The 24821-nt window shown below is 46.8% G+C and carries 27 protein-coding genes, 1 rRNA gene and 1 other annotated feature; of the genes, 27 read left to right on the top strand and 1 reads right to left on the bottom strand.

Features of this window, described 5'->3' with window-relative positions:
* Positions 1 to 14: 14 nt before the first annotated feature.
* The 9 genes from rrf to pssA all read left to right on the top strand — a co-directional run bounded on the left by rrf (position 15) and on the right by pssA (position 10248).
* Positions 15 to 131 (top strand): 5S ribosomal RNA (rrf, locus tag AB4Z30_RS27455).
* A gap of 191 nt (positions 132 to 322) precedes the next feature.
* Positions 323 to 1507 carry a GNAT family N-acetyltransferase gene (locus AB4Z30_RS27450; RefSeq protein ID WP_441930682.1) on the top strand — a complete coding sequence of 395 codons (1185 nt, stop codon included), beginning with the start codon at positions 323 to 325 and terminating at the stop codon, positions 1505 to 1507.
* Positions 1508 to 1979: 472 nt separating this feature from the next.
* Positions 1980 to 2441: a CtsR family transcriptional regulator gene (locus AB4Z30_RS27445; RefSeq protein ID WP_110899255.1), complete on the top strand. Its 462-nt coding sequence runs from the start codon at positions 1980 to 1982 to the stop codon at positions 2439 to 2441.
* Between the two features lie 31 nt (positions 2442 to 2472).
* Positions 2473 to 2991: a UvrB/UvrC motif-containing protein gene (locus AB4Z30_RS27440; RefSeq protein WP_441930680.1), complete on the top strand. Its 519-nt coding sequence runs from the start codon at positions 2473 to 2475 to the stop codon at positions 2989 to 2991.
* A 28-nt stretch (positions 2992 to 3019) separates the two neighbouring features.
* Positions 3020 to 4090, top strand: coding sequence for a protein arginine kinase (locus tag AB4Z30_RS27435; RefSeq protein ID WP_441930688.1), 1071 nt, complete (start codon positions 3020 to 3022; stop codon positions 4088 to 4090).
* Positions 4091 to 4282: 192 nt separating this feature from the next.
* On the top strand, positions 4283 to 6745 hold the full coding sequence (locus AB4Z30_RS27430) for an ATP-dependent Clp protease ATP-binding subunit (RefSeq protein WP_441930678.1): 2463 nt from the start codon (positions 4283 to 4285) through the stop codon (positions 6743 to 6745).
* Positions 6746 to 7017: 272 nt separating this feature from the next.
* Entirely contained in the window at positions 7018 to 8385 is a 1368-nt protein-coding gene (radA, locus tag AB4Z30_RS27425; protein ID WP_123067451.1) for a DNA repair protein RadA, read from the top strand.
* 13 nt (positions 8386 to 8398) lie between these two features.
* A complete protein-coding gene (gene disA, locus AB4Z30_RS27420) occupies positions 8399 to 9475 on the top strand; it encodes a DNA integrity scanning diadenylate cyclase DisA (RefSeq protein WP_251512077.1) in 1077 nt (358 codons plus the stop codon).
* A 41-nt stretch (positions 9476 to 9516) separates the two neighbouring features.
* Positions 9517 to 10248 (top strand): CDP-diacylglycerol--serine O-phosphatidyltransferase, encoded by a 732-nt coding sequence (gene pssA / locus AB4Z30_RS27415; RefSeq protein WP_441930675.1) that lies wholly within the window; start codon positions 9517 to 9519, stop codon positions 10246 to 10248.
* A 155-nt stretch (positions 10249 to 10403) separates the two neighbouring features.
* On the opposite strand, the gene AB4Z30_RS27410 is transcribed toward pssA, so the two are convergent.
* Complete coding sequence (locus AB4Z30_RS27410; RefSeq protein WP_441930673.1) at positions 10404 to 10799, bottom strand: DUF1573 domain-containing protein; 396 nt, start codon at positions 10797 to 10799, stop codon at positions 10404 to 10406.
* Between the two features lie 172 nt (positions 10800 to 10971).
* Here AB4Z30_RS27410 and AB4Z30_RS27405 point away from each other — a divergent pair, with 172 nt between their 5' ends.
* From AB4Z30_RS27405 to AB4Z30_RS27320, 18 genes are all read left to right on the top strand, one after another.
* Positions 10972 to 12057, top strand: a complete 1086-nt coding sequence (locus tag AB4Z30_RS27405; RefSeq protein WP_441930672.1) for a PIN/TRAM domain-containing protein — start codon at positions 10972 to 10974, stop codon at positions 12055 to 12057.
* Positions 12058 to 12158: 101 nt separating this feature from the next.
* Complete coding sequence (ispD, locus tag AB4Z30_RS27400; protein ID WP_441930670.1) at positions 12159 to 12851, top strand: 2-C-methyl-D-erythritol 4-phosphate cytidylyltransferase; 693 nt, start codon at positions 12159 to 12161, stop codon at positions 12849 to 12851.
* Positions 12848 to 13324 carry a 2-C-methyl-D-erythritol 2,4-cyclodiphosphate synthase gene (gene ispF, locus AB4Z30_RS27395; protein WP_441930668.1) on the top strand — a complete coding sequence of 159 codons (477 nt, stop codon included), beginning with the start codon at positions 12848 to 12850 and terminating at the stop codon, positions 13322 to 13324. The genes ispD and ispF overlap by 4 nt, the downstream gene beginning before the upstream one ends.
* Before the next feature lie 33 nt (positions 13325 to 13357).
* Positions 13358 to 14821, top strand: coding sequence for a glutamate--tRNA ligase (gene gltX / locus AB4Z30_RS27390; RefSeq protein WP_441930666.1), 1464 nt, complete (start codon positions 13358 to 13360; stop codon positions 14819 to 14821).
* A gap of 741 nt (positions 14822 to 15562) precedes the next feature.
* Positions 15563 to 16216 carry a serine O-acetyltransferase gene (gene cysE / locus AB4Z30_RS27385; protein WP_441930664.1) on the top strand — a complete coding sequence of 218 codons (654 nt, stop codon included), beginning with the start codon at positions 15563 to 15565 and terminating at the stop codon, positions 16214 to 16216.
* A 64-nt stretch (positions 16217 to 16280) separates the two neighbouring features.
* Positions 16281 to 17681: a cysteine--tRNA ligase gene (cysS, locus tag AB4Z30_RS27380; protein ID WP_441930686.1), complete on the top strand. Its 1401-nt coding sequence runs from the start codon at positions 16281 to 16283 to the stop codon at positions 17679 to 17681.
* Positions 17678 to 18199, top strand: coding sequence for a Mini-ribonuclease 3 (locus tag AB4Z30_RS27375; RefSeq protein WP_441930662.1), 522 nt, complete (start codon positions 17678 to 17680; stop codon positions 18197 to 18199). The genes cysS and AB4Z30_RS27375 overlap by 4 nt, the downstream gene beginning before the upstream one ends.
* 49 nt (positions 18200 to 18248) lie before the next feature.
* A complete protein-coding gene (gene rlmB, locus AB4Z30_RS27370; RefSeq protein ID WP_441930660.1) occupies positions 18249 to 18995 on the top strand; it encodes a 23S rRNA (guanosine(2251)-2'-O)-methyltransferase RlmB in 747 nt (248 codons plus the stop codon).
* A 5-nt stretch (positions 18996 to 19000) separates the two neighbouring features.
* The gene (locus AB4Z30_RS27365) at positions 19001 to 19522 is read left to right on the top strand and encodes an NYN domain-containing protein (RefSeq protein WP_441930658.1); all 522 of its coding nucleotides are present in this window, start codon (positions 19001 to 19003) and stop codon (positions 19520 to 19522) included.
* 172 nt (positions 19523 to 19694) lie between these two features.
* Positions 19695 to 20339 (top strand): RNA polymerase sporulation sigma factor SigH, encoded by a 645-nt coding sequence (sigH, locus tag AB4Z30_RS27360; protein ID WP_441930656.1) that lies wholly within the window; start codon positions 19695 to 19697, stop codon positions 20337 to 20339.
* A 309-nt stretch (positions 20340 to 20648) separates the two neighbouring features.
* Complete coding sequence (rpmG, locus tag AB4Z30_RS27355) at positions 20649 to 20798, top strand: 50S ribosomal protein L33 (protein WP_072735843.1); 150 nt, start codon at positions 20649 to 20651, stop codon at positions 20796 to 20798.
* A 20-nt stretch (positions 20799 to 20818) separates the two neighbouring features.
* Complete coding sequence (secE, locus tag AB4Z30_RS27350; RefSeq protein WP_024633600.1) at positions 20819 to 21010, top strand: preprotein translocase subunit SecE; 192 nt, start codon at positions 20819 to 20821, stop codon at positions 21008 to 21010.
* A gap of 22 nt (positions 21011 to 21032) precedes the next feature.
* Positions 21033 to 21566: a transcription termination/antitermination protein NusG gene (gene nusG, locus AB4Z30_RS27345; RefSeq protein WP_145336484.1), complete on the top strand. Its 534-nt coding sequence runs from the start codon at positions 21033 to 21035 to the stop codon at positions 21564 to 21566.
* A gap of 68 nt (positions 21567 to 21634) precedes the next feature.
* Positions 21635 to 22060, top strand: a complete 426-nt coding sequence (gene rplK, locus AB4Z30_RS27340) for a 50S ribosomal protein L11 (RefSeq protein ID WP_017692062.1) — start codon at positions 21635 to 21637, stop codon at positions 22058 to 22060.
* Positions 22061 to 22154: 94 nt separating this feature from the next.
* The gene (gene rplA / locus AB4Z30_RS27335; RefSeq protein ID WP_441930653.1) at positions 22155 to 22847 is read left to right on the top strand and encodes a 50S ribosomal protein L1; all 693 of its coding nucleotides are present in this window, start codon (positions 22155 to 22157) and stop codon (positions 22845 to 22847) included.
* A 68-nt stretch (positions 22848 to 22915) separates the two neighbouring features.
* Positions 22916 to 23062: a sequence feature (ribosomal protein L10 leader region), on the top strand.
* A 23-nt stretch (positions 23063 to 23085) separates the two neighbouring features.
* Entirely contained in the window at positions 23086 to 23589 is a 504-nt protein-coding gene (gene rplJ, locus AB4Z30_RS27330) for a 50S ribosomal protein L10 (RefSeq protein ID WP_441930651.1), read from the top strand.
* A 67-nt stretch (positions 23590 to 23656) separates the two neighbouring features.
* The gene (gene rplL, locus AB4Z30_RS27325; RefSeq protein WP_145336480.1) at positions 23657 to 24019 is read left to right on the top strand and encodes a 50S ribosomal protein L7/L12; all 363 of its coding nucleotides are present in this window, start codon (positions 23657 to 23659) and stop codon (positions 24017 to 24019) included.
* 98 nt (positions 24020 to 24117) lie between these two features.
* Positions 24118 to 24720, top strand: a complete 603-nt coding sequence (locus AB4Z30_RS27320; RefSeq protein ID WP_441930649.1) for a class I SAM-dependent methyltransferase — start codon at positions 24118 to 24120, stop codon at positions 24718 to 24720.
* The last annotated feature ends 101 nt before the right edge of the window (positions 24721 to 24821 follow it).

Here is a 24821-nt window from a genome sequence, read left to right as displayed (position 1 = left end):
TCGATCCAATCGCGTTTGGTGGCGATGGCGGAGGGGTTCCACACGTACCCATCCCGAACACGACCGTTAAGCCCTCTAGCGCCGATGGTACTTGGACCGCAGGGTCCTGGGAGAGTAGGACGCCGCCAAGCAAAGAACCACTGCCGATGATGTTCGGTGGTGGTTTTTATTATTTATATATCAGATTCAGGAGATGTGAACGTTGCATCTCCTGTTTGACATTAGGTGAAACCTCTGAGACACTCGAATGTAAGGGGAAGTATCGCGTAACCTTTCACAGAAGAATAGGCTTACATTATAAGAGAATGGGGTGCTGGATGATATGGAACTTCGCAAATTAACGATGGACGATTATGAGGCGTGTATGGCGCTCTCCGAGTATGCTTTTCAGTTTACAATGACAGAAGATCAGTTGGAGAAGCGGCGGCAAGAATTTGCTAAGCATAATGTATTGGGTGTTTATGCGGATGGACAGGTAGGTGCCAAACTTCAGATTATTCCTTTTCAAACGTATATCCATGGACGTTCCTTCGAGATGGGTGGAATCGCTGGGGTAGCTACTTGGCCAGAGTACAGACGTAAGGGTTGGGTAGCTGGGCTACTGAAATATGCGCTCGAAGAAATGAAACGGAATAAACAGAGTATCTCGTTCCTGCATCCATTTTCGTTCTCTTTTTATCGAAAGTACGGGTGGGAAACTTATGTTGAATATAAGAAATACAAATTATCTACGTCGCAACTGCCAGCCAAAAAGCAAACTCCAGGTACGATAAAACGGGGAAATCCTGAGCTTGCAGTGTTGAAGCAGGTCTATGATGCTTATGCCGCGCGTTATAATGGAACCTTGAATCGGGATGACGCTTGGTGGGGAAATTCAGTGTTTGTTAAAAAGGGTAGCAAGCAAGCTATATACTATGATGAAGCTGGAGTACCGCAGGGTTATGTATTTTACGAGGTCAAGGAAAGCAAATTTACCATTGGAGAAATAGTCCATCTGAATGAAGAGGCGAGACAAGGGCTGTGGACGTTCATTGCCAATCATGATTCGATGATTGATGAGGTGACTTTACAAGCGCCTGCAAGTGATATGCTTGCATTTCAACTGGACAATCCACGGATCGGGCAAGAAGTGATGCCTTATTTTATGGCACGAATCGTGAGCGTGGAGCAGTTTGTTTCGCAGTACCCTTTTGCAAGTCAGGACTCGCCCGTACAGATCTGCCTTGAAGTCGAAGATACATATGCTCCTTGGAATGAAGGGGTATGGGAATTAAACGTGGCAATGAACGGTACGGCTTCTATATGGAAAAAGGGAGAATCAGTACAGGAAGGTCAGCCGGATCAGCCAATACGACTGAGTATCCAATCGCTCACAGCGTTGTTAATGGGGTATCGCAGACCAGCAGAGATGGCACAGATCGGTAGAATGGAAGGCCCAGCTACCGCGATTCAAGCGCTGGAGAAGGCTATTCCATACCGTGAAACCTACTTGCTCGATTTCTTTTAAGCCTGCAGATATCAAGTATTATTGATCCAAGCAGATACAAAGCGTAATTGAAAGCAATCAGACTTCTCCCGATGTCAGGGAGAGGTTTTTTTGTGTCAGGCGAATATTTCGTGTAAAATCGTAAAAAATGAATAGTGCCCCCACTTGGCAAACCAGTAAAATATGCTATAATGTATATAAAGTCAAAGAAAGTCAAAGTCAACTGAAGGTTAAAACATACTATTTTTAACTGTGATATGATGTTCGGCTTTCTTATTGCTCTCTGATGAAAGTATTGTGGTTCAGATACATGTCATTGGAAGATCAAGGAGATATTTAAAGGACCTTCGTGCTTCCTTTGTTCTCCTGTTTAACATCCGAGGTGGCAAGATTCGCTGTTTCTCTGAGTGGTTAAATGGGTGGAGAAGGTGTACTCTGTGGGGGCGTGTGGGTCCTTATTGACTTAACGTTTCAGACAGTGGAGGATGATTGGATGCGTAATATCTCTGATATTATCGAACGATATCTGAAGGGTATTTTGCATGAAAGTCCCGAAGGAATGATTGAAATTCAGCGTAATGATCTGGCAGATCAGTTTTCATGTGTACCTTCCCAGATCAATTATGTCATCAGCACCCGTTTCACTCTGGAAAAAGGTTATCTGGTAGAGAGTAAACGTGGCGGTGGTGGATATGTTCGTATACAGCGCATTGAATTACCTGCCCAATCCGCTCTGCACAACCATCTTCATCACAGTATTGGTGAGGAGATTGGACAGACTGCTGCGGAAGGCTTGATCTATCAACTGGAAGAGGCGCGTTTCTTAAGCAAGCGGGAGGCCGGGTTGATGCGTGCGGCTGTGTCGAGAGAAGTTCTTATGGTCAAACTTCCTTACCGGGATCAAATTCGTGCCAGAATGTTGAAGGCTATGTTAATATCTTTGCTCGGTAAATGAAAACTATCGGGATCAAAGGAGGTACATCTAAATGCTGTGCCAAGAATGTAATAAACGTCCGGCTACACTTCATTTCACGAAAATTGTAAATGGAGAGAAGACGGAATTTCATATCTGTGAATCATGTGCCCGTGAGAAGGGTGAGATGATTCCTGGAACATCAGGAGGATTTTCCATTCACAACCTACTGTCCGGATTGCTTGATTTTGATCCGGCAGGCAAAAGTTCAGGTGCTGCGCCTGCCAAGACGCTGCAATGTGAAGAATGTGGCATGACTTATGCTCAGTTCAGCAAAGTTGGCCGTTTCGGCTGTAGTTCCTGTTATAAATACTTTGACAGTCGTCTGGATCCATTATTCAAACGAGTGCATGGTAGCACGTCTCATGTGGGTAAAGTTCCTGCCAGAGCGGGCGGACGTATTAAGGTGAAACGACAGATTGCTGATCTGAAGCAAAATCTGAAGCAGAGTATTGCCCAAGAAGAATTCGAAGAGGCAGCTCAGATTCGTGATCAAATCCGTGAACTTGAAAAAGGAATAGCTCAGGAGTAAAGTTTGTCATAAGTAGGAGGGAAGCATGATGCCTAATCTGCGCTTTACAGAGAAGGCGCTCAGTGAGTGGATGCGCAGTGATGCAGCCGATTCTGAGATCGTGATCAGCAGTCGCGTCCGTATTGCACGTAACCTTCAGCATATCCCGTTTCCGATGCTGGCTTCAGATGAGCAATCGGAAGAGGTGCTGAATAAACTGAGCGAAGTACTTCAGTACGATGACGTACACGCCTTTGGTGATTTTACTACACTTGATCTAATCAATATCGACGAACTCGACAAGCGTGTGCTGGTGGAAAAACATCTGATCAGTCCAAGTCTGGCAAATGAATCGAGAAACGGGGCTGTGATCCTCAGTGAGGATGAATCGGTAAGCATTATGATTAATGAAGAGGATCATCTGCGTATCCAGTGCCTCTATCCGGGGTTCCAGGTCAAAGAGGCCTGGGAGAAAGCTTCCGCTATAGATGATGCGTTTGAAGCGCACGTGGATTTTGCGTTTGATGATCGCAGAGGTTATCTGACCAGTTGCCCAACCAACGTTGGAACAGGTGTAAGAGCGTCTGTCATGATGCATCTTCCCGCACTCGTTATGACACAGCAGATCGGTCGTATTCTGAGTGCCGTATCCCAAGTGGGATTAACGGTTCGGGGAATTTACGGAGAGGGTAGCGAGGCGATGGGTAACCTGTTCCAAATCTCCAATCAGATTACACTTGGACAAACGGAACAAGAAGTGATCGACAATCTGCACAGTGTAGTTTTACAGATGATTGGTCATGAACGTACAGCCAGAGAACGGCTCATTACCGATTCCAGACTGCGTATTACAGATCGCGTGATGCGTTCCTACGGAATCTTGTCCCATGCGGCCATTGTAGACACGAAGGAAGCAGCGCAGCGCTTGTCTGATGTTCGGCTCGGTGTAGATCTTGGTTTGCTGGATGGACTATCCATACCAGTAATGAATGAGCTGAACGTGATGACGCAACCAGGTTTTTTGCAAAAAACGTTTGGTGATATGCGGACGGATGAGCGTGATATCTATCGAGCTCAGCTAATTCGTGATACGATCAATGCAGCTAAAAGTTCTGGATAAACTTCCCTAACACTAATAACGGTTTCATGCCGCATTTGCGGCTTTTATATACTAAGGCTTTCATTTTTAATGAAGCCACCAATGATTTTATTCGCAGCATGGCTGCAAACAAAAATGATATGAAGAATACGAAGGGTTATCCATTGGATTTAATCCCCTCGTTTTATCCAAAACCATGGAGGTGCAGGAGATATGATGTTTGGAAGATTTACGGAACGGGCCCAAAAGGTGCTCGCCCTCGCGCAGGAAGAAGCTGTCCGTCTCGGTCATAATAACATCGGTACAGAGCATATTTTGCTCGGCCTCATTCGTGAAGGTGAAGGCATTGCTGCCAAAGCACTGATCGGCCTGGGACTCGGATTGGAAAAAATTCAGGATGAAGTAGAAACGCTAATTGGCCGTGGCCAGGAGCAACCTACGAACATTGCATATACGCCGCGAGCTAAAAAAGTTATTGAGTTGTCCATGGATGAGGCTCGTAAACTCGGCCACACCTATGTAGGTACAGAACATATTCTTCTCGGATTGATCCGTGAAGGTGAAGGGGTTGCAGCACGTGTGCTCAATAACCTCGGCATAAGCTTGAACAAAGCACGGCAACAAGTACTGCAGTTGCTGGGGAGCAGCGAAGCAGTATCAAGTCACAACGGCACACCTGCCAATGTAAGCACACCAACACTGGATAGCCTAGCTCGCGATCTTACGGCTTATGCCAGAGAGAATAACCTTGACCCGGTCATTGGTCGTAGCAAGGAAATTGAGCGTGTCATTCAGGTGTTGAGCCGTCGTACCAAAAACAACCCTGTATTGATTGGTGAGCCTGGTGTAGGYAAAACAGCTATTGCTGAAGGGCTCGCACAGAAAATTATTGCAAACGAAATTCCTGAAACATTGCGCGACAAACGAGTAATGACGCTGGATATGGGTTCGGTTGTAGCCGGAACCAAATATCGCGGTGAGTTCGAGGATCGTTTGAAAAAAATTATGGATGAGATTCGCCAGGCCGGCAACATTGTCCTGTTCATCGATGAGTTGCACACGTTGATTGGTGCAGGTGGTGCAGAAGGCGCAATTGATGCATCGAACATTTTGAAACCAGCTCTTGCTCGTGGTGAATTGCAATGTATCGGTGCAACAACACTGGATGAGTATCGCAAATACATCGAGAAAGATGCTGCGCTTGAGCGTCGTTTCCAACCGATTACGGTAGATCAGCCTTCGCCGGAAGAAGCTATTCAAATTTTGCATGGTCTGCGTGATCGTTACGAAGCGCATCACCGTGTGAAAATTACGGATGAAGCGATTGTGCAAGCCGTCAAATTGTCGGATCGTTATATCACAGATCGTTTCTTGCCGGACAAAGCAATCGACTTGATCGATGAAGCAGGATCAAAAGTAAGATTGAACTCTTATACGATTCCGCCAAACCTGAAACAATTGGAGAGCCGTCTGGAAGATATCCGTAAGGAAAAGGACGCCGCGGTTCAAAGCCAAGAGTTCGAAAAGGCAGCGGCACTGCGTGATACGGAACAAAAAATCCGTGAAGAGCTGGATACAACGAAAAACCAATGGAAAGAAAAACAAGGACGTACCGATTCCGAAGTTACTCCAGAGGATATCGCTCAAGTGGTGGCAAACTGGACAGGAATTCCGGTAAATAAGCTGAAGGAAGAAGAAACACAACGTTTGATGACTTTGGAGTCTATTCTTCATGAACGGGTTATCGGACAGGATGAAGCAGTTAAATCGGTAAGCCGTGCCGTTCGCCGTGCACGTGCCGGACTTAAAGATCCGAAACGTCCAATGGGTTCATTCATCTTCCTAGGCCCTACTGGTGTAGGTAAAACCGAGCTTGCTCGTGCACTTGCTGAAGCGATGTTTGGTGATGAAAATGCCGTGATTCGGATTGACATGTCCGAGTATGGTGAGAAACACTCCACATCACGACTGGTCGGAGCGCCTCCAGGATATGTTGGATACGAAGAAGGCGGCCAGTTGACAGAGAAAGTTCGTCGCAAACCGTACTCCGTTGTTCTACTGGATGAAGTAGAAAAAGCACATCCTGAGGTATTCAACATCCTGCTGCAAGTGTTGGAAGACGGGCGTTTGACGGATTCCAAAGGACGTGTCGTGGACTTCCGCAATACGCTGATTATCCTGACATCTAACGTGGGTGCAGAAGCGATCAAACGTAATTCCACTCTTGGCTTCACGGCTGTTGTGGATGCAGGGGCAGATTACGATAACATGAAGGGCAAAGTGATGGATGAGCTGAAGAAAAGCTTCCGTCCTGAGTTCCTGAACCGGATCGATGAGATTATCGTGTTCCACTCACTCGAACAGAAACACATCGCTGAGATTGTTACTCTTATGAGTGAGGAACTACGTAAACGACTCAACGAATACGAAGTTGATTTCGAACTTACAGAGAACGCCAAGGACTTCCTGGCCAAAGCTGGCTTTGATCCTGCTTACGGTGCACGCCCACTTCGCCGGGCAATCCAGAAGCATATTGAAGACAAATTGTCTGAAGAGCTGCTTACAGGTAATGTTACCAAAGGCGACTCCTTGCTCATTGACGAAGAGAATGGAGCGTTATCTGTAACCAAAAAAGATGCGCCCGTTCTGTCCAATGAGGAGATTGAAACGAAATAAATAGGGTGTGAATAGCTGAATGAAAGCAGCTTATATTCATGTTCCGATCCTTCCTGGCTTCCGCCAGGGAGGATTTTTTCATATGTACGGGAGTTGTGATTGAATTGTAGCGAGATACACCAGTAACATGTGTAAAGTTTGCGATAATCCTTTACGAAAAATCTCAAACAATGGTAAACTTTTAGTAACCCTGTATGTTAGGGCAATAAGCAAAATTAGTCGAATAATGTAAAATGCTGATATAAAATAAAATAATTCATAGGAGTGCTGAAGTGGCCAAAGTTAAAACCAAGTTTCAATGTACGGAATGCGGCTATGAAGCCCCCAAATGGTACGGAAAATGTCCTGGTTGTCAGTCCTGGAATTCAATGATAGAAGAAACCGAAACGGTGGTCAAAACACAAGGGAGGAATTCTCCGCTGTTTGACAGTAAAGATAAACCGCTTCCTATCATAGATATAGATAGCGGTCAGGAGCCGCGTGTACAGACTGGAATCGGGGAGTTGAACCGTGTATTGGGCGGCGGCATTGTGCCAGGTTCGCTTGTGTTGGTGGGGGGCGATCCGGGTATCGGAAAATCAACGTTGATGTTACAGACTTCTCACGCATTAACCCACTCCGGGCTGCGTGTGTTATATGTGTCCGGGGAAGAATCCGTGAAGCAAACAAAACTGCGAGCTGACCGGCTCGGTGCACTTTCGCCGGAGCTGTATGTGCTCTGTGAAACCAATATGGAGCGGGTAGAGGAAGCGGTGGATCAGATCCAGCCGCATTTTCTTGTCATCGACTCCATTCAGACGGTATATTTGCCCGAAGTTACCAGCGCACCAGGGAGTGTGGCACAGGTAAGGGAATGCACGTCCAGATTCATGCGGATCGCCAAGGGCCGAGGCATTGCAACGGTTCTTGTAGGGCATGTTACCAAAGAAGGTGCCATCGCTGGTCCTCGTATGTTAGAGCATATGGTGGACTGCGTGCTTTATTTTGAAGGTGAACGGCATCACACCTATCGTCTCCTTCGTGCGGTGAAAAACCGATTTGGTTCCACCAACGAAATTGGCATATTTGAAATGGGAGAAGACGGTCTTCGTGAAGTCGGTAATCCCTCAGAGTTATTTCTATCCGAACGTCCACTCGGCGTAGCCGGATCTACCGTTGTAGCGAGTATGGAGGGAACACGCCCATTGCTGGTGGAGTTGCAGGCTTTGATTTCCACGACACACTTCCCTTCTCCTCGGCGGATGGCAACAGGGATAGATCATCATCGGTTGAATCTGATCATTGCGGTTCTGGAGAAACGGATGGGCATGTTCCTGCAGACACAGGATGCCTATCTGAACGTGGCTGGCGGGGTCAGGCTGGATGAACCGGCCGTCGATCTGGCCGTTGCAGTCAGCATTGCTTCCAGCTTGAGAGATGTGCCAACCAAGCCGGATGATGTCATCTTTGGCGAGATTGGCCTGACCGGTGAAGTTCGTGCCGTATCCAGGGCAGAACAACGTGTGAAAGAAGCCGCGAAGCTGGGCTTCAAACGAGTTATTTTACCAGAAAAAAGCTTAAAGGGCTGGAAACATCCTCGCGGGATACAACTGATCGGTGTGAATACCGTGGCAGATGCACTAGCGGTTGCTTTAGATTAGGGGGCATAACAAGATGAAGGATTCAAGCCAACTGGACAATATGAATGATTTGTTAAGGCTGATTGCACCAGGTACACCTTTCCGCGAAGGTCTGGAAAACGTGCTGCGTGCCAAGACGGGCGCACTGCTTGTTGTAGGATACAGCCCTGAAGTGATGGAAGTGGTGGATGGGGGATTTTCGATTAACTGTGATTTCTCGCCAAACTACCTGTACGAGCTTGCCAAAATGGACGGTGCGATTATTCTGAGTGAGGATTTGAAACGGATTCTGTACGCCAATACACAACTAATCCCGGACTCCTCTATCTCTTCTTCAGAGACAGGCATTCGTCACCGGACGGCAGAGCGAGTGGCAAAACAAACCGGCAAGCTGGTCGTTTCCATCTCGCAGCGCCGGAATATTATTACCCTTTACCAGGGAACACTTCGATATTCACTTAAGGAGATCGGGGTTATTTTGACCAAAGCCAATCAGGCGATTCAAACGCTCGAAAAGTATAAAGCTGTACTGAAACAATCCCTTACGAATTTGAGTGCTTCCGAATTTGAGGAACTGGTAACGATTCCTGAAGTGGTCAATGTTATTCAGCGTACGGAAATGGTGCTGCGGATCAAAACCGAGATTGAACGATATATTGATGAACTGGGGAACGAAGGAAGACTTATTTCCATGCAGATGGAAGAGCTCGTAGGGACTACAGAGGAAGAAGCATGGCTGCTGTATAAAGACTATGCACGGGATGATAGCGACGACAAGATTCGTGAAATTATTGTGGGCCTAAAAAGATTGTCGGACGATGAGTTGCTTGATGCACACCATATTGTACGGCTCCTTGGTTATCCTTCATCTGCGGCAACATCTGAAGATTCGGTTGCCCCACGCGGATATCGGGTATTAAATAAGATCCCTCGTTTGCCTAATGTAATTATTCATAACCTGGTGGATCAATTTGAGCAATTACCTCATGTCATCATGGCAACGATTGAAGAACTCGATGAAGTGGACGGCATTGGTGAGGTTCGTGCCCGTACCATCAAGGAAGGTCTCAAACGTCTGCAAGAGCAGATGTTTATTGACAGACAGATGTAGGATTCGTTTATAAAGGCTTCTAATGGATGAGGTGAAGCAACATGTTAACCAGATTCATTCCAAATCTTTTTACGTTAGGAAATTTGTTTCTTGGTATGCTGGCTATTTTGCTGGCGATTAACGGAAAATATAGCTCAGCCGCGATTATGGTTATCATTGCAATGCTGCTCGACGGTCTGGATGGGCGGGTAGCAAGAGCACTGAATGCACAAAGTGAATTTGGCAAGGAGCTGGATTCATTATCTGATATGGTATCCTTTGGTGCAGCGCCTGCATTAATCATTTTTATGGTATCGTTCCAAGATACTATGCCGATTTTTGCTTGGATCGCTACAGCGGCCTTTCCGATCTGCGGTGCAATTCGTTTAGCGAGATTTAACGTGCGCCCGGGAATCCCGGGATATTTTACAGGTTTGCCCATTCCGGCTGCGGGTGGTGTACTAGCTACACTTTCCCTATTTCACAAGGATATCGGGCCAATCAGCATGATGATTGCTACACTGCTGTTGTCTTACCTGATGGTCAGCTCGCTGAAATATCCCAATTTCAAAAAAGTCGGACTGCCTCGTAAGGCGATCTGGATCGCCCCATGGGTTATATTGCTGGCTGTAGCACTGGCTGTTCTTTTCCCGGATCAACTCTCCAAGCTGATATTTATTCCGTTAGTGTTATATGCCTTATATGGCATGAGATACAGTGTAAGAACTGCAGCTTCTCGCAATCGTGCCAAAAAACGAAAAGACAGAAAATCATCGCGATCTTCTGACAATTAAAAGGGTGGGGTTCTTGCATACGTACCCGCTCGGTAAGACTCCCGAGAGCCAAAGTGATAAAAATTAAAAAAGCATGTACATTTCCTAACAAGGAGTGTACGTGCTTTTTTGTTTGTATTCTTTGATCTATGACCAAGTAACGAAAGACGGATTAACTAAGACAGATTAAACATCCCAAGCGTCGAACATTTCTGTGATTCGTGATTCACGACCTCTTCCATATTGATGCCCAGCAGATTGCAAAGTGCAGACATATAGAACAGATTTCGGCCCAACTCGGCGCTAATCACCTCTTTGCAATTCTCACACAACTCACCTTCCACATGGGTTTCCAGCAGGCCTTTGGCTTGAGAAATACCACTCTCGGGGGCGTACTGCTGTTTGGTGGCGTGCAGCTCAATGCAGCCGCATTCGGTAATGGCTTTGGACACTGCGCGATTAACAGAGGCTCCGGCTTGTCCTGTTTTGGACAGTACATCAATCAGGCTGCGATGGCGCAGCAACAATTCGGAAACTTGATCCTGAAAAGCCTGTAAACTTAGCGTACTCATTTTGCCACTCACCTCGGGATATGAATTGAATTCATTATATGCCAATAAAAGTCTTACTTTCAACTGACGAATGCAACATTTCCAAAAACTTCATGCTGGCGCGATTAGCATTTCAAAAATTGGATCATACTGGATATGAAGATGAAGAATGATTGAGGAGGTGCAGGAACTCATGTGGAGAAAAGGCATTTTAACTTTTACTGGATTGTGCGGCGCATGGTTCGGGTACACGGCTTATCATCTGGCAGGAAAGTCTATTCCCTGGATGGCTGAATGGATTCAGTCCGCGGGATTGCTGGGAGCTGGCGTATCAACATTGCTGGGAGCAGTACTTTTTATGTCCGTATGCACGATCGGCGGTACCATGCTGGCCAACAGATTAAACAGTGGTATCGATTCCTTAGCCAGAATTCCCATGAATGAACTTGCTGCTGGCGCGGCAGGTATCGTAGCTGGACTACTGGTTGCATTACTGCTGTATCCTTGCTTGACTTGGCTTGGAAGCGCAGGAGAGGTGCTCCAGATAGCCCTGACTGTGATTGCGGCATATTCCGGGTATAGTTTGGCTATGGCCAAGAAAGACGATCTGGGAGCATTCTGGAAGTCAGGACGATGGGGGCACCCTGAGCCTGAAGAGCAGCGAAGATTGGAAGAACATAAGATCTTGGACACCAGCGTCATTATTGACGGCAGAATCGCAGATATTTGCAAAACCGGATTCATCGAGGGCACGATTGTTATCCCGGAATTTGTATTGGAAGAGCTGCAGCATATTGCAGACTCATCGGATCTGCTCAAGCGTAACCGCGGTCGCCGTGGGCTGGACATTTTGAACAAAATCCAGAAGGAGCTTGATGTGCAGGTATTGATCTATGAAGGAGATTTCGAGGAAATTTCCGAGGTGGATAGCAAACTGGTGAAACTCGCCAAAGTGCTTCAGGGCAAGGTTGTCACCAATGATTTTAACCTGAACAAAGTCTGTGAACTTCAAGGGGTATCGGTGCTCAATATCAATGATCTGGCAAATGCGGTGAAGCCAGTTGTGCTGCCAGGAGAAGAGATCATGGTGCAGATTATCAAGGACGGCAAGGAACACGGGCAAGGCGTAGCCTATCTGGATGATGGAACGATGATCGTGGTAGAAGGTGGACGTGAGTATATCGGCATGATGATGGAAGTGCTGGTGACCAGCGTGCTGCAGACATCTGCGGGACGAATGATTTTTGCCAAGCCGAAACTGTTGGAAAAAGCCCAATAAAAGCGGTATGATGGGTAGTGTATCGTTGTACGATGATGGATATCGAAGCAGATATGAATTGTTGCCAGCGATAAACTGACAGACAAGGCAGGGATTGCGGCATGGATAAAGGGTGGGGCGTTGTCATTGTGGCGGCAGGCCGGGGAACCCGAATGGGAACGACCGAGAGCAAACAATTTTTGCTGCTACAGGACAAGCCCGTTTTCATACATACGCTTGAAGTATTTGCGGCTTTGGACGAGATCCGTGAGGTCATTCTGGTTACAGGCGCTGCAGATGTTGAACGATGCCTGGAATGGGTAAAAGAATACCAACTGGAAACGCGTGTCCGCGTGATCCCCGGAGGGAAAGAGAGACAGCATTCGGTTCATGAGGGCCTTCGGGCGCTCGGCACGGATTGGGTCCTCGTTCACGACGGGGTGCGTCCTTTTGTGACCCGTGAGCAGATTAGAGAATGTATCGCTGCCACCGAATCAGGCGGAGGTGCTGTGCTGGCTGTGCCGGTGAAGGATACGATCAAACAAGTGAATGCGGAAGGTGTAGTTACAGCGACACCTGATCGCAGCAGTCTGTGGAGCATTCAAACCCCGCAGGCTTTTCGTCTTTCTTCCCTGCTGGAGGCTTATGAATCCGCGGAACGTGACGGGTTTCTGGGGACGGATGATGCCATGCTGGCTGAACGCCAGGGAATGTCGGTTAAGGTTGTGGAAGGCAGTTATACCAACATCAAACTAACGACACCGGAAGATTTACAGTATGCCGCGTTTTGGCTTGAGGGAGAGAAGAAGCGATGATACGTGTAGGACAAGGATTTGATGTGCACCAGTTGGTTGAAGGTAGACCGTGTATTATTGGCGGGGTAACCATTCCTTATGAAAAAGGGCTGCTGGGTCACTCGGACGCAGATGTGCTGCTGCATGCAATCAGCGATGCTATTCTTGGCGCGCTGGCACTTGGGGATATCGGAAAGCATTTCCCGGACACCGATCCGGAATTCAAGGATGCCGACAGCTTGAAATTACTCGAACACGTATGGCAACTTGTGAAGGATCGTGGCTATAAGCTTGGGAATATCGATTCAACGATTATTGCCCAGAAGCCTAAGATGGCACCGTATATTCCGCAGATGGCCGAGGTGGTTGCCAAAGCACTGGAAGCGGATGTAACACAAGTGAACGTGAAGGCAACGACAACCGAGCAACTGGGGTTCCCTGGACGTGGAGAAGGAATTGCAGCCCAATCCGTTGTATGCCTAGTACGTGTGTGATATTATCAATCAATTAGAGACGGAGGGGATCATATGAGCACAGAAATTCGGGTGCGCTACGCACCAAGCCCAACGGGACACCTGCATATCGGGAACGCTCGTACGGCGCTGTTTAACTACTTGTATGCCAAACATAACAACGGGAAATTTATCATTCGTATTGAAGATACGGACGTGAAGCGGAACATTGCAGGCGGAGAAGAAAGCCAGCTGAAATACTTGAAATGGCTCGGGATTGAGTGGGATGAGAGTATTGATGTAGGCGGAGAATACGGGCCGTACCGTCAGACTGAGCGTCTGGACCTGTATCGCAAATACACGCAAGAACTGCTGGACAAAGGTCTGGCTTATCGTTGTTACTGTACGGAAGAAGAGCTGGAGCAGGAGCGCGAAGAACAGTCGGCTCGTGGAGAGACTCCGCGTTATTCCGGGAAACACCGTGACCTGACACCAGAGCAGATCGAGGCGTTTGAGGCGGAAGGCCGCGTGGCGAGCATTCGTTTCCGTGTACCAGCAGACCGCACATATACATTCAACGATATGGTCAAAGGCACAATCTCTTTCAATAGCAAGGAATCAGGCGACTTTGTCATTGTGAAAAAGGATGGCATTCCCACGTACAACTATGCCGTTGCCGTGGATGATCACTTGATGAAGATCTCCCACGTACTGCGTGGGGAGGATCATATCTCCAACACACCGCGTCAGTTGATGATCTATGAAGCGCTTGGCTGGGAGCCGCCGCAATTCGGTCATATGACGCTGATTGTGAATGAAAATCACAAAAAACTGAGTAAACGCGATGAATCCGTGATTCAGTTCATTGAGCAATATGATCAGCTCGGCTATCTGCCGGAAGCGATGTTTAACTTCATCTCCCTGCTTGGCTGGTCGCCGGAAGGGGAAGAAGAAATCTTTTCACAAGAGCAGTTGATCTCCATCTTTGATACGAAGCGTTTATCCAAGAGCCCGGCTGTATTTGATACACACAAGCTGGCGCATTTGAATAACCATTACATCAAAAATGCGGACCCTGCACGGATTGCCGAGATGGCCATTCCGCATCTGCAAAAAGCAGGATGTCTTCCTGCGGATCTGTCCACTGAGCAGAGAGAATGGGCATATACACTAGTGCATCTCTATCAGGAACAGATGAATGCAGCATCCGATATCGTGGAACTGTCCGAAGTATTCTTCCGTCCAGAGGTTGAACTGGAAAGTGAAGGTGCTGCGGTGCTTGCTGAAGAGCAGGTTCCAACTGTACTGAAGGCATTTGCGGATAAAGTACAGGCAAGTGACGAATTTACGCCAAGTAAAATGGCTGCGCTGATCAAGGAAGTACAGAAGGAAACAGGCTTTAAGGGCAAACAGCTCTTTATGCCTATCCGCGTTGCTTTGACTGGACAGACACATGGACGTGATCTCAATCAGACCATAGTGTTACTGGGCCGTGACACGGTCACCCAGCGTTTGCTGGCACAGGTGACAGGCGCGTGAATCGCCTATATTCCTGAAACCTCATAAGTGGAGACTATGAATTACACATTAACGGAGAGGACAGAAAAAACCTGAAAAAGCGAAGCTGAAAGCTTTCTGAAAGAAAGCTGCATCGGAAGCATACACTTCGCCTTTATCACCGGATTTTTCCCTTTGGAAAAGGGAATCAAAAAAATCTGGGGATAACCGCTACTCTCCAGGTTATTCTGTCATCGGAGTGCTTGTGTAAGTTTTCATTGTTCAACTTATGTAAATGGATTCTGCCGGTTGTCAGTCCCAAGGCTTTTCGCTATAATAGCAACACAAGAGTAGAATTGTCATAATACGTTCATATAGAACAGCAAAGACCGGGAGAAGTAAGCTGATCCGGACAGATCCAGAGAGGACGGCCCCACATGCGAGCAGAGAATAGATCTCTCCGCATGTGGTGGCTGCGAGCCGTCCACTGTCCAGCAGTCTGAAATGCACCCGTGAGCTGCACTGTCGAATCCGGCCCCGCTTCTGTCCACAGGATAGAGGAAAACGTCAGGATAGATGGCGACGACTGGTTCTCGTTACCGAACCGCCAGAGGGCTCATTTTTTTCAAGAATGTGCCAAGCAGAGTGGGACCGCGACTAACGCCTCTGCAGCTTCGTGCTGCAGGGGCGTTTTTTGTTTAGGCGAGTGCGCAAGTATAATACCAAGGAACACGCCGTCCGGCGAACCCGGAGGACGAGAACCGGAACAAGAGGGGAACGAGCATGTTCAAAAAGATCAGATCCGATATTCAGACGGTCTTTGAAAATGATCCGGCCGCCCGGAGTTGGTTTGAAGTCGTATTTACGTATTCGGGGCTGCATGCCATATGGGCCCATCGATTTGCTCACAATCTATACAAACGAAGATGGTATTCTTTCGCCCGGTTCATATCACAGGTTAGCCGGTTTATGACAGGGATAGAGATTCATCCCGGAGCTACGATTGGAGATCGTTTGTTCATTGACCACGGTATGGGTGTTGTTATTGGAGAAACCTGTGAGATTGGCGACGATGTCGTGATCTATCAAGGAGTAACTCTTGGGGGAACAGGGAAAGAAAAAGGAAAGAGACATCCCACGATTGGTAATAATGTGGTTATCTCATCTGGCGCAAAGGTACTGGGATCCTTTCGTGTTGGGGATCAGAGCAACATCGGGGCGAACTCCGTTGTATTGAAAGAAGTTCCTGCAAATAGTACGGTGGTGGGAATTCCAGGCAGAATCGTCAAACAGGATGGACGGCGTGTGGATCGTCTCAATCAACAATTGCCCGATCCGGTCATCGACTCTTTACGCAGTATGCAGCGTGAGATTGAACGACTGCAGGAGGAAGTGCGTACTTTGCAAAATACACGTGAATCGGAGAAGTGCACATAACTCCATCGATCAACATAAACCATGAAATCAAGTAAAAGCAGTTTAGGATGAAAGGAAAGTGACTATGACACTTCAGATTTATAATACGATGAGTCGCACCAAAGAGGAGTTTGTTCCACAAGAGCCCGGCAAAGTGAAAATGTATGTATGCGGACCAACGGTTTATGACTATATTCATATCGGTAATGCACGTCCAGTGATCTTTTTCGACACGGTTCGTGGATATCTGGAGCAGATCGGACATGAAGTGAATTATGTCGTGAACTTCACCGATGTGGATGACAAACTGATTCGCAAAGCGGAGCAGCTTGGCACGGACGTACCGCATGTGGCTGAGAAGTTTATTTCCGCTTATTACGCGGACCTGGAAGGGCTCGGTATTCCTAAAGCCAGCAGTAATCCACGGGTAACGGAGAACATGCCGCTAATTATTGATTTTATCCGTGAATTGGTTGAAAAAGGTTTCGCATATGAAAATGGCGGTGACGTATATTATCGAACAGGAAAATTCGAAAAATACGGCCAATTGTCGAAACAGAACCTGCAGGAGTTGCAATTCGGCATCCGGATCGGCGTAGACGAGCGGAAGGAACATCCGGAAGATTTTGTGCTCTGGAAAGCAGCAAAACCAGGCGAAATCTTCTGGTCTAGCCCATGGGGAGATGGCCGTCCTGGATGGCATATCGAGTGCTCTGCTATGGCGAGAGAGTACCTTGGTGACACGCTGGATATTCATGGGGGTGGACAGGATTTGCAGTTCCCTCACCATGAATGCGAATGCGCACAGTCCGAGGCAATCACAGGTGCGCCTTTGGCGAATTACTGGATGCATAACGGTTTTATTCGCATCGATAACGAGAAAATGTCGAAATCGCTCGGTAACGGCGTTCTGGTAAAAGACCTGCGTGATCAGTACAAACGTGAAGCAATTCGTTACTTTATGTTGTCTACTCACTATCGTAACCCGCTCAATTTCACGGAAGACACGATGGAACAGGCTCAGAACAGTGTGGATCGGATTGCCAATGCAGTGGGTAACCTGAAACATCGCTTGGGTGCTGTGTCTGTCAATCAGGAGGTCACATCTGAATTTTCTGCAAGACTAGACCAGATTCGACAGCAGTATCATGAAAAAATGCAGGATGATTTTAATACACCAGATGCAATCACGGCATTGTTCGAATGGGCTGCTGAAGCGAATCAGTTATTACAGCAGGATGTAGTGAATGCCGCTGAGATTCATGCGTTGCTGGAACTATTCACTGAACTGAATGCTGTGCTTCGAATTTATACGGACGTTGAGCCAGAGCTTCTTGATGAGGACATCGAACGTCTTATCCAAGATCGCGTGGAGGCACGCAAATCCAAAAACTGGGCTCGTGCAGACGGAATTCGTAATGAACTGTCGGCTCAGGGAATCCTGCTTGAAGATACTGCGCAGGGTATGAGATGGCGGCGTAAATGAGCGAAGAGAAAAAGAATATTTTATCTAAATCTGTCGAGTGGGTTGAACAGGCTGAGGGGACTGAGGCGAAGAATCAGGCAAAGGTTTCAGAAGGTGGATGGTTTCCTTATCCCCCTTCCAGACCTGCAAAGCTGATTCCGCCGATCGCTCTGGCTTACATTGGCGATGCGGTATATGAGGTTGCAGTAAGGCAATACCTGTTATCCAAAGCGAATATGCGTCCCAATCATTTGCATCGTAGCGCAACTAAACTGGTATCTGCCAAAGCACAAAGCCGCATACTGACAAGTATTGAGACTGAACTGACAGAAGAAGAGCAGGATGTTGTACGGTCAGGGCGGAATGCCAAATCGGGCAGTGTTCCGAAAAATGCTGATGTGCTGGAGTACAGACATGCAACGGCGTTTGAGTGTCTGATCGGCTATTTATACAGCAGCAGTCAGCACGAACGAATGATTCAACTGATTGGGCTTGGTATTGAGCTCGCGGAGCAAGCGTCTGCATCAACAACGAAATAGCTTCAGGATTGAAATATATAACAAGCAATACAGAGAGGAACGAACAAGGATGGAAGAAGAATGGATTGCCGGTAAACATTCCGTAACGGAGGCGCTGCGATCAGGCCGGACCATTAATAAAATATGGATTGCCGATACGGCGCAGAAACATTTGACACAACCGATCATTGTGGAGGCAAAAAAACAGGGGATTGTCATTCAGCATGTGGACAAGCGTAAGCTGGATCAGACTGTCCCCGGTATTCAGCATCAGGGTGTAGTTGCTCAGGCAGCGCCATATGCCTATGTGGAGGTTGAAGATATTCTGGAAAAGGCTAAATCCAAAAACGAGCAACCATTTTTAATTTTGCTGGATGAGGTTGAAGATCCTCACAATCTTGGTTCCATCTTGCGTACAGCAGACTGCACAGGAGCTCACGGGGTTATTGTTCCTAAACGGCGCTCGGCATCTGTAACAGCAACGGTGTCCAAAACATCAGCAGGTGCAGCAGAGTATGTTCCGGTTGCCCGCGTAAGCAATTTGGCGCAAACGATCGATCGTCTCAAAGAAGATGGAGTATGGGTTGTAGGTACAGATGTCACCGCACGTGAAGGTGTGTTCGGTAATGGTGTGTTTACAGGTCCGGTAGCACTTGTCATCGGGAATGAGAACAAAGGTATGGGGCGTCTTATTCGTGAGAAATGTGATGTGCTGGTTAAACTGCCTATGCAAGGTCAGATTAATTCCCTGAATGCCTCCGTGGCAGCGGGTGTTGTCATGTACGAGGTGCTTCGCTCCCGCCAAGCGCAGGAATAGATGTTATGGCTGATTCCCGTGATGTGCTTCTTGTAGACGGGTATAATATGATCGGTGACTGGCCGGAATTATCCAAGCTGGCGGAGAGTGGGCTTGAAGAGGCTCGCAACAGACTGCTCTTTCGGCTAGCAGATTATCAGGCTTTTTCCGGCCGCCGTGTCATTGTTGTGTTTGACGCTTACCTTGTGCCAGGACTCGGCAAATCCTTTACCCAGAGCAAAGTTCAGATTTATTTTACAAAGGAAAAAGAGACGGCAGACGAATGCATCGAAAGGCTCGTTCGGGAACTAAGCATGCGAAGACGCCAAATCTATGTAGCTACCAGCGATATGGTTGAGCAACATGTCATCTTTGGACAGGGGGCTCTGCGAATATCTGCCAGAGAGTTGCTGATTGAAGTAGAGCAGAATGAAAAAGAGTTACAGCAGCGACTTGCCGAAGATCAGGCTAAATTAACTCGTAACACGATCGGAGGCAAATTAAGCCCGGATGTATTGCAGCAGTTTGAACGCTGGAGACGAGGCTGATAGCGGGTTTTTTACAAATTTTACAATATTGAAACTATTGACAATTATGTTATAGGTGTTCTTTTTTAGGGATAGCGTGGTTGACGGTTGGAGGTACCATCATATATACTGATCGTATATTTCATAGAGTAGAGTAACGGGGTACCTTGCGTTGCAGCCGGAGGGATTGTCTGTGAGTGTCGACCTCAAAGATATCATGTTATCCAAGTATGATTACCAAAGTGACGAAGACATTGTCGAAGCGGTCCGTGAAGGCGAAAGCGAAGCGCTGGAGTTTTTGATCAACAAGTATCGCAACTTTGTACGCGCCAAGGCAAGATCTTATTTTTTGATCGGAGCTGACCGGGAAGATATTATTCAAGAAGGAATGATTGGCCTTTACAAATCCATTCGTGATTTCAAAGGGGACAAGCTTGCTTCGTTCAAGGCATTTGCCGAACTGTGCATCACGAGACAGATTATTACGGCGATCAAGACAGCCACACGTCAGAAGCATATTCCGCTTAATTCTTATGTATCTCTGGACAAGCCCATTTATGATGAAGAGTCTGATCGTACGTTACTCGATGTGATTTGTGGAACTCAGGTCAGCGATCCAGAAGAATTGGTTATTAACCAGGAAGAATTTGTGGGCCTGGAAGATAAAATGTCTGAGATTTTGAGTGACCTGGAACGTAAAGTGTTAATGTTGTACCTGGACGGGAGATCTTATCAAGAGATTGCAGTGGATTTGGATCGTCATGTCAAGTCTATCGATAATGCATTGCAGCGTGTAAAGCGCAAACTTGAAAAGTACCTGGAAGTTCGAGATAATTGAACATAGGTTGTTGTCGTTGAAGGAAAAGGCTCGGTGTTTGAGTCTTTTTTTATTGTCTGAAGTTTATATTGTCAAGGTTTGATAAATACTAGTAATCGCTCGGTTCGTGCCGGAGCAGAGAAAAAATCAGAGATGAGAGATACGTTGCGTTTTGTACGGAATTAATACCCAACGATGAAAGGTTATTCTTTCATTGACATGCTTATACCCTTGTGATAAAGTGTTTTAGGTAGGCCTATTTTACGGCTTTTTTTTAGGATCAATTTAGAGACTCTGCTTCAATGTGGAAGTCTTCGGGAGGTGTACATCATGCGGGTAATTATTACTTTGGCTTGTACTAACTGCAAACAAAGAAATTACACTACGACAAAAAACAAGCGTAATCACCCCGACCGCATGGAGATGAAGAAATTTTGCAAGTTTTGTAACGAGCAGACTTCTCATCGCGAAACCAGATAGTTTTTGGAGGTGTAGTCGGCGTGAAACGTAGTTTCAAATCTCTGATTTCCTTTTTCTCTGAAAGCTGGGCTGAACTTAAAAAGGTTCGCTGGCCTAATCGTAAAGAGCTGACGAACTACACGTTAATCGTACTTGGTACTGTTGTGGTTATGACGCTGTTTTTTTGGGTCGTAGATATCGGCATCTCCGCTGTGATCGAAGCGATTATTTAAGAAGGGTCCCAGGTGGCTTGATATGGAAAAAAGATGGTACGTCGTTCATACCTATTCAGGGTATGAAAATAAGGTCAAAGCCAATTTGGAAAAACGCGTAGAGTCCATGGGTATGGAAGACAAGATTTTCCGCGTTCTTGTTCCGATGGAAGAAGAAGTGGTGAACAAAGACGGTAAGAAAAAAACCGTTATGCGTAAAGTTTATCCCGGTTATGTCTTGGTCGAAATGGTTCAGACGGATGATTCTTGGTATGTTGTTCGCAACACACCGGGTGTTACCGGCTTTGTCGGTTCGACAGGTTCCGGTTCCAAACCAACAGCCTTGTTGCCAGAAGAAGTGGAACAAATTCTGAAGCACATGGGTATGGTTGAACCTAAGCCTAAAATTGAATTCGAAATTAAGGAATCCGTACGCATTAAAGTCGGTCCTTTTGCGAATTTTGTGGGCTCCGTGGAAGAGATTTTGGTAGACAAGAGTAAGCTCAAGGTACACGTTAACATGTTTGGACGGGAAACACCGCTTGAGTTGGAATATACACAAGTGGAGAAGATATAGTTTCTTCAAGTTTCTTGTGGGAGGGCTGTGAGGCCCGTTAACCACTATTTTGCAAGGAGGTGTCAATCATGGCAAAAAAGGTAATCAAAATGGTAAAACTGCAGATTCCAGCAGGTAAAGCAAATCCAGCACCACCAGTAGGTCCGGCATTGGGTCAAGCGGGTGTCAACATCATGGCATTCTGTAAAGAATTCAACGCTCGTACAGCTGATCAAGCGGGATTGATTATTCCAGTTGAAATTTCTGTATTCGAGGACCGTTCCTTTACATTCATCACTAAAACTCCACCTGCAGCAGTTCTGTTGAAAGTGGCAGCGAAAGTTGAAAAAGGATCTGGCGAGCCGAACAAGAAAAAAGTTGCTACCGTTAAACGTGATGCGGTACGTCAAATCGCGGAAACAAAAATGCCTGACCTGAATGCAGCAGACGTTGAGTCCGCAATGCGTATGGTCGAAGGTACTGCCCGCAGCATGGGTATCACCATCGAAGACTAATTTTCACACGAAACATGGCTTCGTAAAGCCGGCCGATTCGCGGCCGGTCAATGTGGGAGGTATATCCGCTAAAACCACAAAGGAGGAATAAAACATGGCTAAACACGGTAAAAAATACCTGGAAGCTGCTAAGCTGATCGACAGCGAAGCGACTTACGAGCCTTCAGAAGCTGTAGAGCTTGTGAAAAAGGCAGCTACTGCAAAATTCGATGAAACTATCGAAGCAGCAGTTCGTTTGGGCGTAGACCCTCGTAAGCAAGACCAGGCGGTACGTGGTGTTGTTGTCTTGCCACACGGTACAGGTAAAACACAACGCGTATTGGTATTTGCAAAAGGTGACAAAGCGAAAGAAGCGGAAGCGGCTGGCGCGGACTATGTTGGTGATGCAGACATGATCAACAAAATCCAACAAGGCTGGTTCGAGTTCGACGTCTGCGTAGCGACACCAGATATGATGAGTGAAGTAGGTAAATTGGGCCGTCTGCTCGGCGGTAAAGGCCTGATGCCTAACCCTAAAGCCGGAACGGTAACTTTCGATGTAACTAAGGCTGTTCAAGAAATCAAAGCCGGTAAAATCGAATATCGTCTGGATCGTGCAGGTCAAATTCATGCACCGATCGGTAAAGCTTCTTTCTCTTCCGAGCAACTGAATGAGAACCTCAAAGCTCTCATGGACGCTCTGAACCGTGCTAAACCGGCGGCAGCTAAAGGTGTTTATCTGAAGAACGTAAGTCTTTCTTCTACGATGGGCCCTGGCGCACGCGTGAACGCAGCAGCTTTTAAATAAATTATTCTTGACAGGTTCACCCTGTTCTGATAATCTATAAGAGTTGTGAGTCCGAGTGACTGACCGTTGACATTTGAATATGCTTGCCRTAGACAGTAGGTGCCTTGTTGCTTAATTTCCTACCGAGGTGTGATTATACAACTTGAACGATGCAAATCGGATGCGAGTATATATCAAGCCTTCGTGATTCTACGGAGGCTTTTCTTAATGGGATAAATTTGATCAGGAGGTGTACAGATTGGCAAACGCAAAAGTGATTCAAGCAAAACAAGAGTCCGTTGATGTTGTAACAGCAAAATTGCGCGAAAGCGTGACATCAGTTGTTGTCGACTATCGCGGATTGAACGTTGCCCAAGCTACTGAACTGCGCAAGCAGCTTCGTGAAGCCGGAATCGAATTCCAAGTGCTGAAAAACTCATTGCTTCGCCGTGCAACTGCAGCAGCAGAATTGACAGAACTCGATAGCGTTCTGACAGGCCCTACTGCGATTGCATTCAGCGGAGAAGATGCTGTAGCTCCAGCCAAAATTCTGAACGACTTCGCTAAGAAGAACGATGCACTGAAATTGAAAGGTGCTGTCGTAGAAGGTCGTGTAATTGGAGAAGAAGAAGTTAAAGCGTTGGCAGAACTGCCATCCCGCGAAGGTCTCCTCTCCATGCTCCTCAGCGTGCTTCAAGCGCCAGTGCGCAACTTCGCGCTTGCGGTTAAAGCTGTTGCAGACAAAGAAGAACAAGGCGCGTAAGCTACTTGATCTGAATACTGCCTAGCAGTAATGAAATAAAAAAAAAATTATATATGGAGGTTCAATCATGAGTAAAGAGCAAATCTTGGAAGCAATCAAAGGCATGACTGTACTGGAACTGAACGATCTTGTTAAAGCAATCGAAGAAGAATTCGGCGTAACTGCTGCAGCTCCAGTAGCTGCTGTAGGTGGCGGCGCAGCTTCAGCTGAAGCTGAGCAATCCGAGTTCGACGTAATCTTGGCAAGCGCTGGCGCTTCCAAAATCAACGTTATCAAAGCAGTTCGTGAAATCACTGGTCTTGGCTTGAAAGAAGCTAAAGAAGTAGTTGACAACGCTCCAAAAGCACTGAAAGAAAAAGTTTCTAAAGAAGAAGCAGAAACAATCAAAGCTAAGCTTGAAGAAGCTGGCGCTACAATCGAAGTTAAATAATTTAGCTTATCCAAGCTGAATGAACAAAACAACAAACCCCTTGACTTATATCAAGGGGTTTGTTGCTGTAAATGTAACTATGGAAAGTGAGTGAGGGCATGTCCAATCATTATTATTCGGACAAACCGGAAGTAGCACATGATCGCAAGGCCGCGGAAGCGGTGCTTCGCGGAGTTAGTTTGCGACTGGTGACGGATGCTGGTGTTTTTTCCAAGAATGGAATCGATTATGGCAGCAGAGTGTTGATTGATGCGATGGAACTGCCGTCAGGCGCTCATATTCTCGATGTAGGATGTGGTTACGGGCCAATCGGGCTTACAGCAGCAAAACTTGTACCGGATGGGCATGTCACCATGATCGATATCAACGAAAGAGCGGTTGAGCTTTCCAGAGAGAATGCCAAAGGAAATGGCATTGTTAATGTTACGGTAATGCAGAGTAATCTACTGACTGAAGTAAAGAAGCGGGATTTCGACGTGATCTTGACTAATCCTCCTATACGAGCTGGCAAAGAAACAGTTCATCTGATTTTTGAGCAGGCGTATCATCATTTGAAGGTGGGCGGATCATTATGGATTGTCATTCAAAAGAAACAGGGGGCACCTTCTGCGAAGGCAAAGTTGGAATCGCTGTTTAAACGAGTGGAAGAAGTGACAAAGGATAAAGGCTACCGAATCTTCAAAGCGGTGAAAGAAGAGTAGAGGATCAGTACGAGATTCATTCGAATTTGTAAAGTGAGCAGGGGATCATTTCTTTTGCAATAGGACTATTGACTTGAAATTCAAGCCGTGGTATAGTTGTA

This window comes from Paenibacillus sp. 2TAF8, from assembly GCF_052114825.1.
Classification (GTDB): Bacteria; Bacillota; Bacilli; order Paenibacillales; family Paenibacillaceae; genus Paenibacillus.
Note: the sequence above shows the minus strand (reverse complement) of the source record. Positions and strands in the feature narration are given on the sequence as shown.